Origin of the sequence: Aeromonas sp. 11P, from assembly GCF_051920165.1 — a bacterium.
GTDB classification, from domain to species: domain Bacteria; phylum Pseudomonadota; class Gammaproteobacteria; order Enterobacterales; family Aeromonadaceae; genus Aeromonas; species Aeromonas veronii.
Genome location: NZ_JBQBDJ010000004.1, coordinates 3,972,394 through 3,990,043, shown reverse-complemented (window position 1 = coordinate 3,990,043; position 17,650 = coordinate 3,972,394). Strand labels below are relative to the sequence as shown.

Sequence of the window (17,650 nt, the reverse complement as noted above, 5' to 3'; positions counted from 1 at the left end):
GGAATTTTTTACATGAAAACCGCACAGGAAATCCGCGCTGGTAACGTAGTCATGATCGGCACCGAGCCGATGGTGGTCCAGAAGGCTGAATTCAACAAATCCGGCCGTAACTCCGCCGTGGTCAAAATGAAGCTGAAAGGCCTGCTGAACGGCAGCGCCACCGAGACTGTCTTCAAGGCCGACGACAAGCTGGACGTTGTTCAGCTGGAGCGTAAAGAGTGCACCTACTCCTACTTCTCCGATCCCCTGTATGTCTTTATGGACACCGAGTACAACCAGTACGACGTAGAGAAAGACAACCTGGGTGACGTGCTGAACTACCTGGTAGACGGCATGGAAGATCTGTGTGAAGTGACTTTCTACAACGAGAAAGCCATCTCCGTAGAACTGCCGACCACCATCGTGCGCGAAGTTGAGTACACCGAACCGGCTGCCCGTGGCGACACCTCCGGTAAAGTGACCAAGCCTGCCCGTCTGAAAGGCACTACCTACGAGCTGGCTGTTGCCGCTTTCGTAGAGATCGGTGACAAGATCGAAATCGATACCCGCACCGGTGAATTCAAGCGTCGCGTCAACTAATTGACCACGTTGAATTGATTGCAAAAAAGCGAGCCTCCGGCTCGCTTTTTTATTGCTTGCGAGTTGCCATCGCACCGCCTGCCTTCAGAAAATCCGGCCGCCGCCGCTAACCCAGATAACCGGGGGAGCACACTATGGCCAGATTATCCTTATCACTGCTGTTATTGACCTTGCTGGCTGGCCATGTCGCGCAGGCGAGCGAGGTCGCGCCCCCCGTTGCCGAGCCAATGCCCCTCGACCACTGGCAAGCGAGCGACTGGAAAGGGTTGCCCGATGCTACCCAAATCGACAAGCAGACGGTGTTGTTCGCCAAACACGACAGTGAAAACTATCTGGGGCTCGCCATTTTACTGCCCGACTGGCAGCGCAGCGGCCAGCTCTGGCAACTGACTCGCGCCATCGGCCAACTGGGCTTTGATACCCTGCTGCTGCTGCCCTCCCCCCAGCAGACCGAACTGGACCCAGCCGCCGAGAAAAAAGCGAAAAACAGCGATACATTTCGCAAACAGTTTGCCGAGCGGATCAGCAAGCTGGCCGATGCCAAGCTGCAGGAGGGGGGCTTCAAGCTGATCCTGGCGCAAGGCACAGGCGCAGCCTGGACTGCCAACCTCATCGCCAGCGAACAGTTGCCCGCCCCCGACGCGCTGGTGTTGCTCGATGGCTTCTTCCCCAATCAGCAGAGCAACCAGACCCTGGCCAAACAGGTGGCGCAGGCGGCCATCCCCACCCTGGATCTCTATCAGGAAGATGGCGGTCGCTGGCCCCTGCTGGCCGCCGAGGCCCGCAAAAGCGAGAGCCGGCGCAGCAACAAGCTCAACTATCGCCCCTACGCCCTGATGGAGCTGGAGGAGACCCCCACCCGCATTCAGGGCTGGCTCAACCATCTGGGCTGGCTCTAAACCGGTCACCACCACGGCGCAGCAAAGCGCGCGCCAGCTCACATCTGCCGGATAAAGCGCCGCTCTGGCACAGCGACAAGCTGGCCCGGACTGCATCCTGTTTGGCATCATGGCTCCTCGAACCTGAACAATAGCAGGAAGGTCCATGCAGCAGATTGTGTTTCTCGACAGCGATACCCTGGATGCAGGCATCACCCTGCATCACCCCGACTTTCCCCACCACTGGCAGAGTTATCCAAGTACTACCCCGGAACAGGTGGTGGAGCGGCTCAAAGATGCCAGCATCGCCATCATCAACAAAGTACGGATCGGCGCCGCCGAACTGGCCCAGCTGCCTGAACTCAAACTCATCGCCCTGGCCGCCACCGGCAGTGACAACGTGGATCTGGAAGCGTGCCGCGCCGCCAACGTCGGGGTGTGCAACATCCGCAACTACTCGGGCCCTTCGGTGCCGGAGCACGCTATGGCACTGATGCTGGCCCTGTCCCGCAACCTCTTCTGCTGGCGCCAGTCGCTGCTGGAGGGGCGCTGGCAACAGAGCGGCCAGTTCTGCTTCTTCGACCACAACATCATGGATCTGCACGGCAAGCAGCTGGGCATCATCGGCAAGGGGACACTCGGTCAGGCGCTTGGCGAGCGGGCTAAAGGGATGGGGATGACGGTGCGTTACGCCCAGAGTCAGGTCGGCGCCAGCCACGACGAGGATCGCTTGCCCCTCGACGAGTTGCTGCAAAGCTCGGACGTCATCAGCCTGCACTGCCCGCTCACCCCCTACACCCGCAACCTGATTGGCGAGCGGGAGCTGGATCTGATGAAACCGGGAGCCCTGCTGATCAACGTCGGCCGTGGCGGACTGGTGGATGAGGAGGCGCTGCTGCAAGCGCTGGCCAATGGCCGCCTCGGCGGTGCCGGTTTCGATGTGGCGAGCGTCGAACCCCCGCCCCCCGACCATCCCTTGATGAAGGCGCTGCAATACCCCCACTTCATTCTGACCCCCCATGTGGCCTGGGCCAGCGAGGAGTCGATGCAGCGCCTCGCCGATCAGCTGATCGACAACATCAACGCCTTTGCCGCCGGTCGCCGCCAGCACCGGCTGGTGTAACCGCACGAGCGAGTAACCGCAAAATCGAGTGACCACACCATGCAAAACGGGGCCAACAGCCCCGTTTTGCATCTTCCGCACTCACTGCGCGCACATCAATCATCGTCGTGCCATCTGTGCTTCTTATGCTTTTTGTACTTCTTGTGGTGCTTGTGATGGTGATGATCGTCGTCATCATCGTAATAGCGATCCTGGCTCTTGTGGCCATCGCCGGTCTTGGCACCGATGGCCGAACCGCTCGCCCCGCCGACCCCGGCGCCGATCAGCTGACCGGTATCGCCACCGACACTCTTGCCGATGGCGGCACCACCCAGCGCCCCCACCGCGCCGCCAAGGGCCGCTTCATTCTTGTTGCCCTTGTTGGCTGTCGCCGCGCCACCTGCAGCGCCGCCCAACGCAGCCCCCACCAGCGCACCGGTATCGCCCCCCAGCTCCTTGCCGATCATGGTGCCCGCCACACCGCCTGCGCCGCCACCCAGAATGGTATTAAGGGTCTCGGAAGCATGCACGGTGGTGCTGCCAGCCAGCAAGGCGCCAAGCAGTGCCAGTGCGCGAAGATCGCGCGAATTCATCTCCATGGGTACTCCTGTCAAACCTGATTAATATTCAGCGGCACTATACAAAGCGCCACGAGGTTCGCCAGCCAGCAGAAATGAGGGATGCGACAGTCAATGGCCGCACGGCTACTGCCAAAAATGGAAGAGTAAAATCAAGCGATTGAATTTAAAGATTAAAATCACCAAAAAGCCAAACTATTACGGCAGGGTGACCCACAATCTGGTTGTCGTGTCCCGGCACAGGCCCGCCGCGCTGGGACAAAAGCTGTCAGTCAGCAGCCTCATCCGCCAAATGCCAGCAGTCCCGGCCAGCCTCCTTGCTACGATAAAGGGCTGCATCAGCCCGCTCGAAGATAGGGCCGGCAGCAGGAGAATGGCAGGCTCCACCAGCACTCAGGGTGATCGGTCCACGGTGTTCACGCCACTCTTGCTGACGCACCAGTTCAAGCAGACAACCGAGTTTCTCCGCCAACTCATCCTGTGGCTGTTGCAGCAGAGCGGCAAATTCATCCCCACCTATCCGGTAAACCGTACTCACCCCCAGCACATCAGCAAGACAGTTGGCCACCCGACACAGCACCTGATCGCCGAAGGCATGGCCCTGGCTGTCGTTGATCCCCTTGAAGTGATCGACATCAAACAGCAGCAGCCAGAACCACTCCCCCCTCTGTTCCAGTGCCGCCTTGTGCTGCTCGAAGGCACGCCGGTTCATGATACCGGTCAGAGGGTCCCGCAACAGCGCATCCTGCCCCTTGAGGAAACTGGCCCTGACCTGATCGATCTCGTTCAGGCTACGCCGCACGAACCAGGTCTTGGGCTCGGTGAGAGGGGCTGAACGCTCCAGATCGCGCACGATACCGGTCAATGATCCCGACACCAACTCCTGCTCCTGGCGGAAGATCCGCACCAGCAGACTCAAACTGCAACACCAGATGGCAAACAGAGAGAGCAGTGGAAAAACCACCATCTGCAACGCATCGTAGAGGCTGTTGCGAAACAGCACGGGTGGCAGATAGATATTGAGATCCCAGCCAATATCCGCCAGTTCGCGCTTAAGGAAAGTGCCATGACACAACACATTCAGACCGAGCCACTGCTGACTCTGATGCTGCTTGATGGTGTTGGCCGCCAGCAGATCCATATTGCTGCCCACCACCAGCTGACCGCTGTCGCGCAAGGTAAGATAGAGTGCAGCCTGATTACTGCCGACCGTGCGCTGCAGCGCCTGCTGCAACGAGTCGAATGACATGTCGACCATCAGCAGACCCAGCAACTGCCCCTGTTCGTCCCTCACCCGCTTGATCAGGCTGAGTATCAGTTCATTGGTATTGTATTCAGGGTAGGGGCCAAACCAGACGAGCTCGTCGCCCGGCAAGGCGGTCACCTGATACCAGGGACGCAGGGCAGCCTTATAAGCGGGGGGCGCTAGCCACTCCGGGTAACTGTCGATACGATCCGCTTTCAGGTTGTAAAAGTAGATGTAGTGGTTGCCAGGCTTGATCTGATGGGCAATGGCCCAGATGGGGGAATCGGCAGGCTCGCCGCGGGCGATCTTCTTCTTGTCGAGCGAGGCCTCCAGCACAGCCAGTTGCCGCTCATTGACCTTCACCATCTCGTGGATCAGGGACGCTTCAACCGAGGAGGCCATGTGGCCGAAGCCGGATACCGTCATGTCGATATCCCGCAGATAGCTGGCAATGGCCATGATGATCGTCACGATCAGGATCAGCAAACCAAGCAGTGCGGAGAGAGGGGCCAGCACATAGTAGCGCTTGTTGAGATACGAGCGGCTCACATGACATCCGAGCAGGGGAAAACATAGCGGAAGTGTGCGAGAGAAGAGGGAATGAATCATTGATTAATATCACTTCAACGTTCCTTGAGTGACATTTCCAACACTAACAAAACATCAAGGTTCGCAAACGAATATCAACTGACAGGAAAAAAGCGAGTTACCCCAGGTTAACCCCGCTCTGCATCGCGGGTGTTATAGTCTATACCTGACGCGGCCGGCGCTGGACAAACCGCCCATCACCGGCTGCAACGCCAAGCAGAACAAGGAGATGTTATGAGCAGTCCGTTTATCGAACAGATCAAAGCACGTCGTACCATCTATGCCCTGGGCGACCAGGTGTCCCACACGCCGGAGCAGCTGACGACCCTGATCCAGGATGCCATCAAGCACAGCCCCTCCTCCTTCAACTCCCAGAGCTCCCGTGCCGTCATCCTGTTTGGCGCCCAGCACCACAAGCTGTGGGATATCGTCAAAGCCGAGCTGAAAAAGATCGTGCCGCCGGAGGCCTATGCCCAAAGTGAGGCCAAGGTGGATGGCAGCTTCCGCGCAGGCTTCGGTACCGTGCTGTTCTTCGAAGACACCGACGTCATCAAGGATCTGCAGCAAAAATTCGCCCTCTACGCCGACAACTTCCCCATCTGGTCGGAACATGCCACCGGCATCGCCCAGTTTGCGGTCTGGACAACGCTGGCGCAGGAGAAAGTCGGTGCCTCCCTGCAGCACTACAACCCGCTGATCGACGAGGCGGTACGCAAGGAGTGGAACCTGCCCGCCAGCTGGCTGCTGCGCGCCCAAATGCCCTTTGGCAGCATCAAGCAACCGGCTGGAGAGAAGACCTTTATCGACGACGCGACCCGTTTCCGCGTCTTCAAATAACAGTCAGATAGCAAAACGCCCCCGCATCTCGGGGGCGTTTTTATTGCAACATAGAGTGCGGATGGCGATAGTTCATAGCGCTTATGCGGCAACAACCCCTTATCTCCATCGCTCAGGCGGGCAGCGTCACCAGCAGGGAGTCATCTTCCCCCAGCTCCAGCTCCACCTTCACCTCGCGCCAGTCACGGATCACCGCCACCACCGCCGGATTGAGCGGCGCATCGCCCCCTACCTGCACCACAGTGCAACCTGCACGCAGGGCACTCTCGATACCGGCCGGGGCATCCTCGAACACCAAGCAACGAGCGGGCGAGACGCCAAGCCGTTCAGCCCCCAGCAGATAGGGCTCGGGATCGGGTTTGCCATTGACCACAGCTTCGGCCCCCACCAGCACGGCCGGCAGCGGCAAATCGGCACAACGCAGGCGATGGTGGGCAACCCGCTCACTGGCGGAGGTCACGATGGCCCAATGCTGTGGCGGCAAGTGGCGCAGCAACTCGCCAGCCCCTGTGATGGCGTCGCCGCCGGTATGTTCCATCTCCAGATCGTCGAGCCGCGCCGCTTCCCGCTCCACATCCAGCTGCGGGGCCAGCGCCCGGATCACCTCACGCGAGCGCATACCGTGGCACATAGCCAGCACCGGCTCTGGGGCAAGCTGATGATGCTGGCACCAGAGCCGCCACACCTTCTCCACATCGCCGGTCGAGCAGACCAGAGTGCCATCCATATCGAGCAACAGGGCGGATACCGACAGGGTGAGCGTGTTCATGCCAGCACTCATACAGACACTCATACAGGCACCCCGGCCAGCTCGGGCAGAGAGCCAGAGAGCGCATCGGCAAAGGCCTGCTGCTGGGCGGCACGCTCATAACAGGCCAGCGCCTGTTCTGCGCTGCCTGCCCACACCTGCAGCGGGCCGACCACAAACCCCTGTTGCAGCAGGCTGGCGAGCAGCTCCCCCGTTTCAGGCGCGGCCAGCGGCTGGGCCAGCACCAGGGTGCCTTTGATCAAAAAGAGATAACGTTGGGTCGACATTATATGACTCCTTGTTCCAGACCGAAGGGGGCTCTGCTCCCCTTTCAGCGCCATTAGAACAGGGCGTTTAGATAATTTATAATGAGTAAATGGCCACTTTGGATAACCAATTGGAATGAAATTCGACTTGAGGCAACTGCAGGCGTTTGTGACGCTGGCCGACACCGCCAACTACCGGGAAGCGGCCAGCCGCCTCTTTATCACCCAACCGGCCCTCACCAAGCAGATCCAGGGGCTGGAGCAGGCGCTGGGCTGCACCCTGTTCAAGCGGGGTCGCCACGGTGCCGAGCTGACGGCGCTCGGCGCCCAGCTGCTCACTCAGGCGAGTGCGCTGGTCGAGCACGGTCGGGAGTTCGAAAGCCATGCGCTGGCTGTGGCGAGCGGGGTAGCCGGTCGGCTCAAGATTGGGTTTGGCCTGTCGAGTTTCGCGCTGGCCCCTGCGCTGGTGGCCTGCTTCAAACAGCAGGTCACGGACGTGATGGTTCATCTGCAGGATATGCCCTCCGCCATCCAGCAGGAGCAGCTGCTCTCCGGCCAATTGCAGCTTGGCTTTATGCGCAGACCTCAGACGCCGCAGTTGCAGGAGCACAGACTGCTGATCGACCGGCTGGTGCTGGCGGTGCCGACCCGGATGACCGAGCCAGACCCGACCACATTCGACGTCCAGCAGGCACTGATCAGTCAACCGCTGTTGCAGATGGTGGGCCACCGCTGCCCCGGTCTCAGCCAGCAGATCGCCGGTTTTCTCGGCGCCAACCGGCTGACCGGCATGGTTCAGGAGGCCGAGGATATCCAGACACTGGTGGCACTGGTCGCGGCTGGCATAGGCAACGCCATCCTGCCACGCAGCGTCAGCTTTATCGCAGGGCCCGATGTCACCCTCTATCCCCTCTCAGGCCCCAGCTCCGAGTGGGAGGTCAGCATGGTATGGAATCCGGACTTTGCCGACCCCATCCGGGATCACTTCGTCAGGCAGGTGATCGCCAGCCATCCCCTGCCGGTGTCAGCCACGCCAGAGCGCTGAAACCAGCGCTCGCTGGTGGCTAGCACCGTGACCAGTCAAAAAACAGTGCGCCCCCATCAAGGGGGCGCATGCAGGACAAAAGCGGCAATGCGGCTCAACAGCTGGCGCAGTGACTACGGTTTTTACCCGACCCCTTGGCGCAATAAAGCGCCGCATCGGCCGCGGCCAGCAACGCCCCTTCTCCCTCCAGCAGTTGCTCTGCTGTGTAGGTGGCAATACCAATGCTGGCGCTAAGCTGAATATTATTTGCCACCACAATGTCGAGATCGTTGATGGCCTGGCGGATCTCCTCTCCAATCCGCTGGGCCGCATCTCGATCGGTATTGCCGAGGATCAGGGCAAACTCGTCACCACCAAAACGGCAGGGCAGATCCGCCGGACGCTGGCAGAATGATTGCAGAAGATGGCCCACCAGCTGGAGGGAGCCATCCCCCATCTGATGACCAAGATGGTCATTGCACGCCTTGAAGTTATCCAGATCCAGCATGATGAGGGAGAGCGGGGTATGTTCACGCATGCTGCGCCGCCACTCGTTATGCAAAAAGCTGTTGAACAGCCGCCGATTGGCCAGTCCGGTCAGAGGATCATGTTGGGAGAGGCTGGCAACTTCCAGCTCCAGCAGCTTGCGCTCGGTGATATTGATATGGGCGATGGAAAAATACTCGGCATCAAGCCCGGGTACCGGCGCTACTCGCATCATAAACCAGCGCTGGGTGTCGGGGCTGTGGCAGGGATATTCCAGATAGAACTTCTCCTGCTGATGACGGATAACCCGAAGAATCCCCTCCACGGCAGCCAATCCAGAGGGCTCGGATTCAGCGTCACAAGCCCCCATGTAATTAACCCCAATCCAGTTATATCCCTTGGGCATGCCGTTTTGCTCGGCAAACAGATCCCAGGCGAGATTGGTGTAATGGATCACGCCATCCCGATCTATCACCGATATCTGGTCTTCCAGCGAATCCAGCAGCGCAGCCAGATAATGAGCCCGCTCGGAGAAGTGACTCCGCGGCCTCTGTATATCATCCACCATGATGGCCATCCTGTGGCAAAAGTGGCATACCGCCATCTATTAACAATAAAGTCAGCAGATAGAGTAAAGCACCCAATTTCCACTTGGCCAACTGAGACCAAATTTCATCATCGCACATCATCCGGCAAGGTTTCAGGCCAGTTTCCCTGTTCCGGATAACAAGAGCACATCATGATCATATGTATCTGATAAGTCACATTTAATGACCACACCACTGATTTTCACAGGGGATGCCATCGCCCTCTCCGTCCATTTTGGTGTTCGGGCAATGTTGCAAAAACCAGGTTGCCTCCTCGCAGGAAGTCATCTGGGAGCAATGCTGCCGACCATCACACTGACGAATAAAGGTCGTTGCCTGTGGCGTGCTGACCTCCTCCTTATTGAAAGAGGAGACCGGCAATGGCGCCATCGACTCGGCCGAGAAACGGGAATAGATGGAAAAGAGGCCGACGAGCACCAGCAGAGGGATCAATTTGCCACTCCAGCTGCTCTTGCGACGTCGATAGGGGTTACTCCGCTCTCTGGTAGAAGTGGGTCGTGGCGGCTGACTTGCCGCCCGAAACGATGGCGCCGCTGATGATGAGGCCGACGGCACGGCATCCGCCAACGTGAGCGGGCGATCGGGGAAAAAGACCTGTAACGCCCTCGGTTTGCCATCCTGGCCACTGCCGATCAGATAGGTGACACGCTCCCCCGGCTCGGGCACGCGGCCATCTGATTGCAGCGCCGTAACGTGCACAAACAGCCCTGCACTGCGTGCTCCATTGATTGCCTGCTCGGCGCCATTTTGCTCCGGCGTAATAAATCCAAAGCCGCGCGCCTCGTTCCAGCTCGCGATCCGTCCCTGATAACGCATCTGTCCATCCTTGTTGTTATCCATGTGAGCACTATCTTGCCCGACAATCATGTTGCCCAAAAGCGCAGCGGCCCGACAGAGGGCCGCAGGGTCAATCTCAAAACGGTGATCGGGCGCAGCCTGCGTTAAGGATCAAGCCAGCCGGGACACCTTGATGATCTCGGCGATGCGACCCAGCATCCGCAGCGAGGTGTGATGCTCGGTGGCATCTGCGGCTGCGCAGGCATCCTCCAGAATGGTGATGGCGTAGTCGCGATCGTGACCATCCCGCGTTGCCGCCTGAATGGCCCAGCTGGTGCTCACCCCGCACAGATAGAGGTGGTCGATGTGGTTGGCCCGCAGCGCAGGCTCCAGCGCCGTGCCATAGAAGGGGCTCACTCTGGGCTTGGTCAGCACCAGATCGCCGGGCTGCACATCCAGATCCGGATGAAAGTCGGTGCCGCTGTCAGCCAAGGAGAGCGCCCCCAACTGGTGAGCGCGACCAAACATGGGAGACCCCTTGGGCTGCAGCTGATAGCCGCCGTCAAAGCCCACCTTGATCAGCACCACCAGCCAGCCGTTGGCGCGAGCATGGGCCAGCGCCTGATTGGCATGCGCGATGGCATCCTGCTCCAGCACATGGGCTGCGGAGGCGGCGATGCGCCCGTCGGGATGGGCAATATCGTTGATAAAATCGATCACCAGCAGTGCCTTGTTCATCACCTTTGCTCCTTCGTGCATTCAGCCCGTGCTATCTGGTTTCTACCTGTCAAACCAGCCCCAGTGCATAACGCAGGGCCATCTCCTTCAGGGGGCCCGCCTTGTCCGCCAGATTGAGGGCCAGATTGCGAGCCAGCTTGAGCGGGCCAATCTCGTTGCTGAACACCCCGTAGAAGAGATCCATCCCCGACTGCATCAGCAGGTTGTCGGGGCGGCGACGGCGCTCGTAGCGCTCGGCCAGCACCAGCTGATGCCAGTCGGCACCGGCCCCTTGGAGCAAGTCGACCCAGCAGGCTACATCCTTGAAGCCGAGGTTGACCCCCTGCCCCGCCAGCGGGTTGATGGTGTGGGCGGCATCACCAAGCAGCACTACCCGACCGGCGTGATAGTCGTTGGCGTGGCGGCGCACCAGCGGGAAACTCCTCTTGCCGGTGACGGTGAACCCGCCGAGGCGGCTTGGGAAGTGGCGGCGCACTTCGGCAGCGAGCGCCTCGTTGCTCATGGCTGCCAGCGCCCGGATCCGGGCCGGGCTGTCATACCACACCAGAGAGCCGTGCTGGCCGGGCAGCGGCAAGAAGGCGCGCGGGCCGCTCGGGGTGAACTGCTGCCAGGTGATATCTTCCTGCGCAAAGTCGGTGTCGATATTGATCAGCATGCAGTGCTGTCGGTACTCGAAGCGCGATACACCGATACCCGCCAGCTTGCGGGTGTGGGATTCGGCACCGTCGCAGGCCAGCACCCAGCGGGCCGCCAGCTCGGTGCCGTCATCCAGGGTCAGCACCACTTCGTCAACGCTCTGGCACAGACTGGTCACCGCCGCCGGGGTGTGGGTCTGGATGGTGGGAAAATCTTCCATCCGTTTGAGCAGGGCGAGCTGTACCAACCGGTTTTCGATGATGTAGCCGAGCTGGGGCAGACCGAGATCGGCGGCATTGAAGCGGGTGGCAAAACCGTCCAGCTCCCAGGTCTCCAGTCGGCGGTAGGGGCACAGCCGCATCTGTTGCAGATGGTGCCAGGCACCGGCCTGCTCCAGCAGAGCCACCGAGGCCTGACTGATGGCGGAGACCCGCAGATCCAGCGGCTGCGACCGTGCGTAATGCTCCGGCAGTTGGGTCTCGATGACCCGCACCGAGAGACCCTGAGCCGCCAGCAGACAGGCGGTGGCGGCGCCCACCATGCCGGCGCCGACGATGGCGATATCACACTGTTCCATACATTTATTCCTGAAAGGGTGCGTCCGGCGACAGCGCCCGGACGTGAACCGGATGGCTGCATGATAGCGCAAGGGCGACTGATAAACAGTGAGACAAACGGGGAATTGCTGCGTCAAATCAAGGAGAAAGCTTATTGAGCTTGCTGGCAACAGGTATCGGGTGAGCACCATTGCCAGCTGGATATTAGCTAGGCAGTATCCAGATTGCGGAGTAAAATGCGCGGTCCTTTGACCATGCCGATTTCAAAACAAGTCAAGAGAAGCAATGAGCAAGAAACTTCACATTAAAACCTGGGGTTGCCAGATGAACGAGTATGACTCGTCCAAAATGGCCGACCTGTTGGATGCCAGCAATGGCTACACCCTTACCGAAGAGCCCGAAGAGGCAGATGTCTTGCTGCTCAATACCTGCTCCATCCGCGAAAAAGCGCAGGAGAAGGTGTTCCACCAGCTGGGACGCTGGAAAAAGCTCAAGGCCAACAAGCCCGGTCTGGTGATCGGCGTGGGTGGCTGCGTTGCCTCTCAGGAGGGCGATGCCATTCGCCAGCGCGCTCCCTATGTGGATATCGTGTTCGGTCCGCAGACCCTGCATCGCCTGCCCGCCATGATCAAGGAAGTGCAAGAGGGCCGTGGTGCCCAGGTTGATATCGCCTTCCCCGAGATCGAAAAATTCGACAGCCTGCCCGAACCGCGCGCCGAAGGGGCCACCGCGTTCGTCTCCATCATGGAAGGCTGCTCCAAATACTGCACTTACTGCGTGGTGCCCTACACCCGCGGTGAAGAGGTGAGCCGTCCGCTGGACGACGTGCTCTACGAAATCGCCCAGCTCGCCCAGCAGGGCGTGCGCGAAGTGAACCTGCTCGGCCAGAACGTCAACGCCTACCGCGGTCCGACCTTTGATGGCGGTATCTGCACCTTCGCCGAGCTGCTGCGTCTGGTGGCCGCTATCGACGGTATCGATCGCATTCGCTACACCACCAGCCACCCGATCGAGTTCACCGACGACATCATCGAAGTCTACAAAGACACCCCGGAAGTGGTCAGCTTCCTGCACCTGCCGGTGCAGAGCGGCTCCGACCGTATCCTGACCATGATGAAGCGCCCGCACACCATCCTGGAGTACAAATCCAAGATCCGTCGCCTGCGTGCCGCCCGTCCCGACATCACCATCAGCTCCGACTTTATCGTTGGCTTCCCGAACGAAACCGATGAGGATTTCGAGGCCACCATGAAGCTGATCGAGGATGTGGGTTTCGACATGAGCTTCAGCTTCATCTTCAGTCCGCGCCCGGGCACCCCGGCCGCCGACATGCCTGACGATGTCGACATGGAAGTGAAAAAAGCCCGTCTGGCCCGCCTGCAGCACGTCATCAACAACCAGGCGATGCAGATTGGCCGCGCCATGCTGGGCACCACCCAGCGTATCCTGGTGGAAGGGCCCTCCAAGCTCGACCCGATGCAGCTGTGTGGTCGCACCGAGAACAACCGGGTGGTCAACTTCGAAGGCCAGCATACCCTGATCGGCGGCTTTGCCGACGTGGAGATCACCGAGGTACGTCCCAACTCCCTGCGCGGCAAGTTCATCCGCGGCGAGAGCGAGATGAACCTGCGGATCGCCACCGCCCCGAGCGAAATCCTGGCCCGTCGCCCGGATAACGTACCGGACGAGCTGGGCGTGGCCGCTTTCACACCCCATTAATCCCCTCCTCCCCATTCGCCCGGCGGATGGGGAGCGCCTTGAGACGAGGATATTTTGAGCCGACACATCTCGACCCTGAATCTGCATCTGGAGCCCGCCGACAACCAGCGCCTTGCCAGCCTGTGCGGCCCCTTCGATGACAACATCAAGCAGCTGGAGCGCCGCCTCGGCGTCGAGATCAGCTACCGTGACAGCCACTTCCAGTTGGTGGGCAAACCGGCCCAGCTGGATGCCGCCGCCGTCATCCTCAAGCACCTCTATGTGGAAACCCAGCCCCTCAAGGGTGGCAAGGTGACCGACATCACTCCCGACATGGTCCATCTGGCTATTCAGGAGTCGCGGGTGCTGGAGCAGGATGACGAACCGGTGCCGAGCATCCCCTATGGCAAGGAGGTGACGGTCAAGACCAAGCGCGGTCTCATCAAACCGCGCAGCCCCAACCAGGCTCAGTACATCGCCAATATCGTGCGCCACGACATCTGCTTCGGCATAGGCCCTGCCGGTACAGGCAAGACCTATCTGGCAGTCGCGGCGGCGGTGGATGCGCTGGAGCGTCAGGAAATTCGCCGCATTCTGCTGACTCGTCCGGCGGTGGAAGCGGGCGAGAAGCTGGGCTTCCTGCCCGGGGATCTCTCCCAGAAGGTGGATCCTTACCTGCGCCCGCTCTACGACGCCCTGTTCGAGATGCTAGGCTTTGAGCGGGTCGAGAAGCTGATGGAGCGCAACATCATCGAGGTGGCGCCGCTCGCCTATATGCGCGGAAGAACCCTCAATGACGCCTTTATCATTCTCGATGAGGCCCAGAACACCACCACCGAGCAGATGAAGATGTTCCTCACCCGGATCGGTTTCAACTCCAAGGCGGTGGTCACCGGTGACATCACCCAGGTAGACCTGCCGCGCAACGCCAAATCCGGCCTGCGCCACGCGCTGGAAGTGCTGCAAGGGGTCGATGGTCTGTCGTTCAACTTCTTCGAGTCCAAAGACGTGGTGCGCCACCCGGTGGTGGCTCGTATCGTGCAGGCTTACGAGGCATTCGATGCCAAACAGGCAGCGGAGAAGGTTACCGGCCAAACAAACGCCAGCAAAGAGAGTGAGCAATGAGCGTAACCCTGGATCTGCAGCTGGCCAGCGCCAGCACTGACGGCCTGCCCACCGAAGCCCAGCTGCAAGGCTGGCTCGACGGCACCATTCTCGGCTTCCAGCAGGAGGCAGAAGTGACGGTGCGCATCGTCGACGAGGCGGAGAGCAACGAACTCAACCTCACCTATCGCGGCAAGGACAAGCCCACCAACGTGCTCTCCTTCCCGTTCGAGGCGCTACCCGGTCTGGAGCTGCCGCTGCTCGGCGATCTGGTGATCTGCCGTCAGGTGGTAGAGCGCGAGGCCGAGGAGCAGGGCAAGCCCCTGATGGCCCACTGGGCCCACATGGTTGTGCACGGCAGTCTGCATCTGCTAGGTTATGACCATATCGAGGATGAGGAAGCTGAAGAGATGGAAGCGCTTGAGCGCGACATCATGCAGGAGCTCGGTTTTGCCGATCCTTATCTGAACGACGAAGAGTAAAGAACCGGATGGTCATCGTCTTGAAACAGCAGATGGCCATCCTTATATAACCCGAACTATTTCAAGTGTGTTCATACGAGTAACCAAGAGAGAAAATGACCGACGATCACCCTAGTACCGGCTCGCCGAAGAAAACCTGGCTCGACAAACTCAGCCAACTCTTCCAGGGCGAGCCAAAAGACCGCAATGATTTGGTAGACGTGATAGCCGATGCCGAAGAGCGCGACCTCATCGATCAGGACACCAAGGACATGATCGAGGGGGTGCTGGAGATCGCCGATCTTCGCGTGCGCGATATCATGATCCCCCGCTCCCAGATGGTGACCATTGAGAAGTCCCAACCGGTGGATGCAATCCTGCCGGTGATCATCGAGTCCGGCCACTCCCGCTTCCCGGTGATCAACGAGGACAAGGATCATGTGGAGGGCATTCTGCTCGCCAAGGATCTGCTCCCCTTCGGGTTTCGCGGCCATCACGCCAGCGAGCCGCTGCAGCTCGAGAAAATCTTGCGCCCCACGGTGATCGTGCCGGAAAGCAAACGGGTTGACCGTCTGCTCAAGGAGTTCCGTGAAGAGCGCTACCACATGGCCATCGTGGTCGACGAATTTGGTGGCGTCTCCGGTCTGGTGACCATCGAAGACATACTGGAACTGATCGTTGGCGAGATCGACGACGAGTTTGACGACATCGAGGATGAACCGGACGAGATCCGCCGCCTCAGCAAGCGGGTCTTCTCCATCAGCGCCCTGACCGAGATCGAGGATTTCAACGACTTCTTCGGCACCAAATTCAGCGATGAAGAGGTGGATACGGTGGGTGGTCTGGTGATGCACGCCTTCAGCCACCTGCCCAAGAAGGGCGAGGAGATCGAGCTGGACGGCTACCTGTTCAAGGTAATGCATGCCGACCGGCGTCGTCTGCAGCAGCTGCAGGTGAAGATCCCCGAACACCACGCGGCGGCGCAATCTGAGCCGCAATAAGCAGATCCGCTCGATGTGTGAAACGACGCCCCGACCTCGGGGCGTTGTGCTCTCTGCCACCGGCATCGAGGCTCGCCGTTGCCCCGCTTACAGGTTAAGATACCGGCCATTCGACCCCAGTTGCACACCAAGACGAGCACCATCGCCCGTGAGATTATCCCCTGTTACTTCCAAAATTCTGTTAAGCCTCAGCGCACTGGCCTCTGGTGCCATCGCCGTGCTGGCCTTCTCCCCCTTCGGCTGCTGGCCGCTGGTGATCCCCTCCCTGCTCGGTCTCTACGCCCTGCTGGACAAAGCCACGCCGAAACAGGCCGCCTGGCGCGGTTTTGGCTACGCCATGGGGCTCTTTTTGCCGGGGCTGTGGTGGATCCACGTCAGCATGACCGAGTTTGGTGGCATCCCGCTGCCGGTCGCCTTCGTGCTGCTGACCGGTCTCTCCGCCTATCTGGCACTCTACCCGACGCTCACCTGCTGGGTCTTTGCCCGCTTCTTTGGCGGCCGTCACTGGAGCCGCTGGCTGCTCGCCTTCCCGGCCCTGTGGTTAGTCGCTGACTGGCTGCGCGGCTGGGTGATGACCGGTTTCCCCTGGCTCTGGTTTGGCTACAGCCAGATCGACGGCCCCCTCAAGGGCTTCGCCCCCATTCTCGGGGTGCAGGGCATCACGCTGGCGCTGTTGTTCTCCGCCTCCGCCATCTGGCTGGTGTGGAAGTCCCGCTCCCCGCTCTGGCTGGCTGTGCCCGCTTTGCTGGTGGCAGGTGCCAACGGTCTGATGCAGCTCAACTGGGTGACCCGTGGCGAGCCGGTCAAGGTAGCACTGGTGCAGGGCAATATCGCCCAGTCCCTCAAGTGGGATCCGGAGGCGCTGGCCCCCACAGTGCGCACCTATCAGGACTTGAGCCGCGAGAATCAGGATGCCGACATCATCATCTGGCCGGAGTCGGCGATCCCGGCCATCGAGAAGGCGATGGGCCCCTATCTGGAGAATCTGGACAAGGCGATGAAGGTGAACGATACCGGCCTGCTGGCGGGGATCATCCACTACGACGAGCAGCAACAGCGCTTCTACAATACCGTGCTCGGCATGGGGGTGCAGGATGCGGATGGCAAGGAGTCCTACTTCTACAACCACCCCAACCGCTACAACAAGTACCACCTGCTGCCCATCGGCGAGTTCGTGCCGTTTGAAGATCTGCTGCGCCCCATCGCCCCCTTCTTCAACCTGCCGATGTCCTCTTTCAGCCGGGGTGACGAAGTGCAACCAAACCTGATCGCCAAGGGGCTCAAGTTTGCCGCCGCCATCTGCTACGAGATCATCTTCCCGGAGGAGGTGCGCCGCAACGTCAATGCCGATACCGACTTCCTGCTGACCGTCTCCAACGATGCCTGGTTCGGCACCAGCATCGGTCCGTGGCAGCATATGGAGATCGCCCGGATGCGCGCGCTGGAGCTGGCTCGTCCGCTGCTGCGGGACACCAACACCGGCATCACCATCGTGACCGAGATCGATGGCAGCATCATCGGCCAGATCCCGCAGTTTGAAGCGGGCGTGCTGCGCAGCGAGGTGCGTCCCGCCCACGGCGAGACCCCCTATATGCGCTTTGGCAGCTGGCCCCTCTACGGTTTGACCGTGCTGCTGCTGGGTCTGGCGCTGGCGCTGCGCCCCAAGGCTCACCCCTGGGCCCGCGAGCTGTAATGGCCATCCGCAATCCCTGATAAACAACGAGGCGCCCGCAGGCGC

Annotated in this window: 18 protein-coding genes; 10 read left to right on the top strand and 8 right to left on the bottom strand. The window is 60.3% G+C overall.

Annotation, left to right across the window (positions count from 1 at the left end; genetic code table 11):
• The first annotated feature begins 12 nt into the window (after nt 1-12).
• From efp to ACTG1P_RS18515, 3 genes are all read left to right on the top strand, one after another.
• Nucleotides 13-579, top strand: a complete 567-nt coding sequence (gene efp / locus ACTG1P_RS18525) for an elongation factor P (RefSeq protein ID WP_005335100.1) — start codon at nt 13-15, stop codon at nt 577-579.
• 134 nt (nt 580-713) lie between these two features.
• A complete protein-coding gene (locus tag ACTG1P_RS18520) occupies nt 714-1,478 on the top strand; it encodes a DUF3530 family protein (RefSeq protein WP_440001900.1) in 765 nt (254 codons plus the stop codon).
• A 145-nt stretch (nt 1,479-1,623) separates the two neighbouring features.
• On the top strand, nt 1,624-2,580 hold the full coding sequence (locus ACTG1P_RS18515; protein WP_005362328.1) for a D-2-hydroxyacid dehydrogenase: 957 nt from the start codon (nt 1,624-1,626) through the stop codon (nt 2,578-2,580).
• Nucleotides 2,581-2,675: 95 nt separating this feature from the next.
• On the opposite strand, the gene ACTG1P_RS18510 is transcribed toward ACTG1P_RS18515, so the two are convergent.
• Nucleotides 2,676-3,158 carry a YMGG-like glycine zipper-containing protein gene (locus ACTG1P_RS18510; protein WP_123172513.1) on the bottom strand — a complete coding sequence of 161 codons (483 nt, stop codon included), beginning with the start codon at nt 3,156-3,158 and terminating at the stop codon, nt 2,676-2,678.
• Nucleotides 3,159-3,405: 247 nt separating this feature from the next.
• Nucleotides 3,406-4,932, bottom strand: a complete 1,527-nt coding sequence (locus ACTG1P_RS18505) for a diguanylate cyclase domain-containing protein (protein ID WP_440001899.1) — start codon at nt 4,930-4,932, stop codon at nt 3,406-3,408.
• A gap of 273 nt (nt 4,933-5,205) precedes the next feature.
• Between ACTG1P_RS18505 and ACTG1P_RS18500 the strand changes: the two genes are divergently transcribed.
• Nucleotides 5,206-5,808, top strand: coding sequence for a nitroreductase family protein (locus ACTG1P_RS18500; protein ID WP_440001898.1), 603 nt, complete (start codon nt 5,206-5,208; stop codon nt 5,806-5,808).
• A 112-nt stretch (nt 5,809-5,920) separates the two neighbouring features.
• Here ACTG1P_RS18500 and ACTG1P_RS18495 read toward each other — a convergent pair whose 3' ends face one another.
• A complete protein-coding gene (locus ACTG1P_RS18495) occupies nt 5,921-6,577 on the bottom strand; it encodes an HAD-IA family hydrolase (protein ID WP_440002321.1) in 657 nt (218 codons plus the stop codon).
• A gap of 20 nt (nt 6,578-6,597) precedes the next feature.
• Nucleotides 6,598-6,843, bottom strand: a complete 246-nt coding sequence (locus tag ACTG1P_RS18490) for a hypothetical protein (protein WP_040066840.1) — start codon at nt 6,841-6,843, stop codon at nt 6,598-6,600.
• Nucleotides 6,844-6,958: 115 nt separating this feature from the next.
• Between ACTG1P_RS18490 and ACTG1P_RS18485 the strand changes: the two genes are divergently transcribed.
• A complete protein-coding gene (locus ACTG1P_RS18485; protein ID WP_440001897.1) occupies nt 6,959-7,867 on the top strand; it encodes a LysR substrate-binding domain-containing protein in 909 nt (302 codons plus the stop codon).
• Nucleotides 7,868-7,961: 94 nt separating this feature from the next.
• Here the strand turns inward: ACTG1P_RS18485 and ACTG1P_RS18480 are convergent, their stop codons facing one another.
• The 4 genes from ACTG1P_RS18480 to ACTG1P_RS18465 all read right to left on the bottom strand — a co-directional run bounded on the left by ACTG1P_RS18480 (nt 7,962) and on the right by ACTG1P_RS18465 (nt 11,668).
• Nucleotides 7,962-8,900 carry a diguanylate cyclase gene (locus ACTG1P_RS18480; protein ID WP_440001896.1) on the bottom strand — a complete coding sequence of 313 codons (939 nt, stop codon included), beginning with the start codon at nt 8,898-8,900 and terminating at the stop codon, nt 7,962-7,964.
• 199 nt (nt 8,901-9,099) lie between these two features.
• Nucleotides 9,100-9,756, bottom strand: coding sequence for an excalibur calcium-binding domain-containing protein (locus ACTG1P_RS18475; RefSeq protein WP_440002320.1), 657 nt, complete (start codon nt 9,754-9,756; stop codon nt 9,100-9,102).
• A gap of 132 nt (nt 9,757-9,888) precedes the next feature.
• Nucleotides 9,889-10,455 carry a cysteine hydrolase family protein gene (locus ACTG1P_RS18470; RefSeq protein ID WP_047438019.1) on the bottom strand — a complete coding sequence of 189 codons (567 nt, stop codon included), beginning with the start codon at nt 10,453-10,455 and terminating at the stop codon, nt 9,889-9,891.
• Nucleotides 10,456-10,504: 49 nt separating this feature from the next.
• Nucleotides 10,505-11,668 carry an FAD-dependent monooxygenase gene (locus ACTG1P_RS18465; RefSeq protein WP_440001895.1) on the bottom strand — a complete coding sequence of 388 codons (1,164 nt, stop codon included), beginning with the start codon at nt 11,666-11,668 and terminating at the stop codon, nt 10,505-10,507.
• Nucleotides 11,669-11,933: 265 nt separating this feature from the next.
• Here ACTG1P_RS18465 and miaB point away from each other — a divergent pair, with 265 nt between their 5' ends.
• From miaB to lnt, 5 genes are all read left to right on the top strand, one after another.
• Nucleotides 11,934-13,367 (top strand): tRNA (N6-isopentenyl adenosine(37)-C2)-methylthiotransferase MiaB, encoded by a 1,434-nt coding sequence (gene miaB / locus ACTG1P_RS18460; protein ID WP_005335132.1) that lies wholly within the window; start codon nt 11,934-11,936, stop codon nt 13,365-13,367.
• Between the two features lie 54 nt (nt 13,368-13,421).
• On the top strand, nt 13,422-14,471 hold the full coding sequence (locus ACTG1P_RS18455) for a PhoH family protein (RefSeq protein WP_440001894.1): 1,050 nt from the start codon (nt 13,422-13,424) through the stop codon (nt 14,469-14,471).
• On the top strand, nt 14,468-14,932 hold the full coding sequence (ybeY, locus tag ACTG1P_RS18450; RefSeq protein ID WP_440001893.1) for an rRNA maturation RNase YbeY: 465 nt from the start codon (nt 14,468-14,470) through the stop codon (nt 14,930-14,932). The genes ACTG1P_RS18455 and ybeY overlap by 4 nt, the downstream gene beginning before the upstream one ends.
• A 95-nt stretch (nt 14,933-15,027) precedes the next feature.
• Complete coding sequence (gene corC, locus ACTG1P_RS18445) at nt 15,028-15,912, top strand: CNNM family magnesium/cobalt transport protein CorC (RefSeq protein ID WP_440001892.1); 885 nt, start codon at nt 15,028-15,030, stop codon at nt 15,910-15,912.
• A gap of 148 nt (nt 15,913-16,060) precedes the next feature.
• Nucleotides 16,061-17,605 carry an apolipoprotein N-acyltransferase gene (gene lnt, locus ACTG1P_RS18440; protein WP_440001891.1) on the top strand — a complete coding sequence of 515 codons (1,545 nt, stop codon included), beginning with the start codon at nt 16,061-16,063 and terminating at the stop codon, nt 17,603-17,605.
• The last annotated feature ends 45 nt before the right edge of the window (nt 17,606-17,650 follow it).

Bases quoted from the DNA above. Each gene is read 5' to 3' on its own strand.
- ybeY (WP_440001893.1), top strand. From the start codon at position 14,468: ATGAGCGTAACCCTGGATCTGCAGCTGGCCAGCGCCAGCACTGACGGC.
- ACTG1P_RS18515 (WP_005362328.1), top strand. From the start codon at position 1,624: ATGCAGCAGATTGTGTTTCTCGACAGCGATACCCTGGATGCAGGCATC.
- ACTG1P_RS18490 (WP_040066840.1), bottom strand. From the start codon at position 6,843: ATGTCGACCCAACGTTATCTCTTTTTGATCAAAGGCACCCTGGTGCTG.
- ACTG1P_RS18485 (WP_440001897.1), top strand. From the start codon at position 6,959: ATGAAATTCGACTTGAGGCAACTGCAGGCGTTTGTGACGCTGGCCGAC.
- ACTG1P_RS18480 (WP_440001896.1), bottom strand. From the start codon at position 8,900: ATGGTGGATGATATACAGAGGCCGCGGAGTCACTTCTCCGAGCGGGCT.
- corC (WP_440001892.1), top strand. From the start codon at position 15,028: ATGACCGACGATCACCCTAGTACCGGCTCGCCGAAGAAAACCTGGCTC.
- efp (WP_005335100.1), top strand. From the start codon at position 13: ATGAAAACCGCACAGGAAATCCGCGCTGGTAACGTAGTCATGATCGGC.
- ACTG1P_RS18470 (WP_047438019.1), bottom strand. From the start codon at position 10,455: ATGAACAAGGCACTGCTGGTGATCGATTTTATCAACGATATTGCCCAT.
- ACTG1P_RS18510 (WP_123172513.1), bottom strand. From the start codon at position 3,158: ATGGAGATGAATTCGCGCGATCTTCGCGCACTGGCACTGCTTGGCGCC.
- ACTG1P_RS18465 (WP_440001895.1), bottom strand. From the start codon at position 11,668: ATGGAACAGTGTGATATCGCCATCGTCGGCGCCGGCATGGTGGGCGCC.
- miaB (WP_005335132.1), top strand. From the start codon at position 11,934: ATGAGCAAGAAACTTCACATTAAAACCTGGGGTTGCCAGATGAACGAG.
- ACTG1P_RS18520 (WP_440001900.1), top strand. From the start codon at position 714: ATGGCCAGATTATCCTTATCACTGCTGTTATTGACCTTGCTGGCTGGC.
- ACTG1P_RS18495 (WP_440002321.1), bottom strand. From the start codon at position 6,577: ATGAACACGCTCACCCTGTCGGTATCCGCCCTGTTGCTCGATATGGAT.
- ACTG1P_RS18500 (WP_440001898.1), top strand. From the start codon at position 5,206: ATGAGCAGTCCGTTTATCGAACAGATCAAAGCACGTCGTACCATCTAT.
- ACTG1P_RS18475 (WP_440002320.1), bottom strand. From the start codon at position 9,756: ATGCGTTATCAGGGACGGATCGCGAGCTGGAACGAGGCGCGCGGCTTT.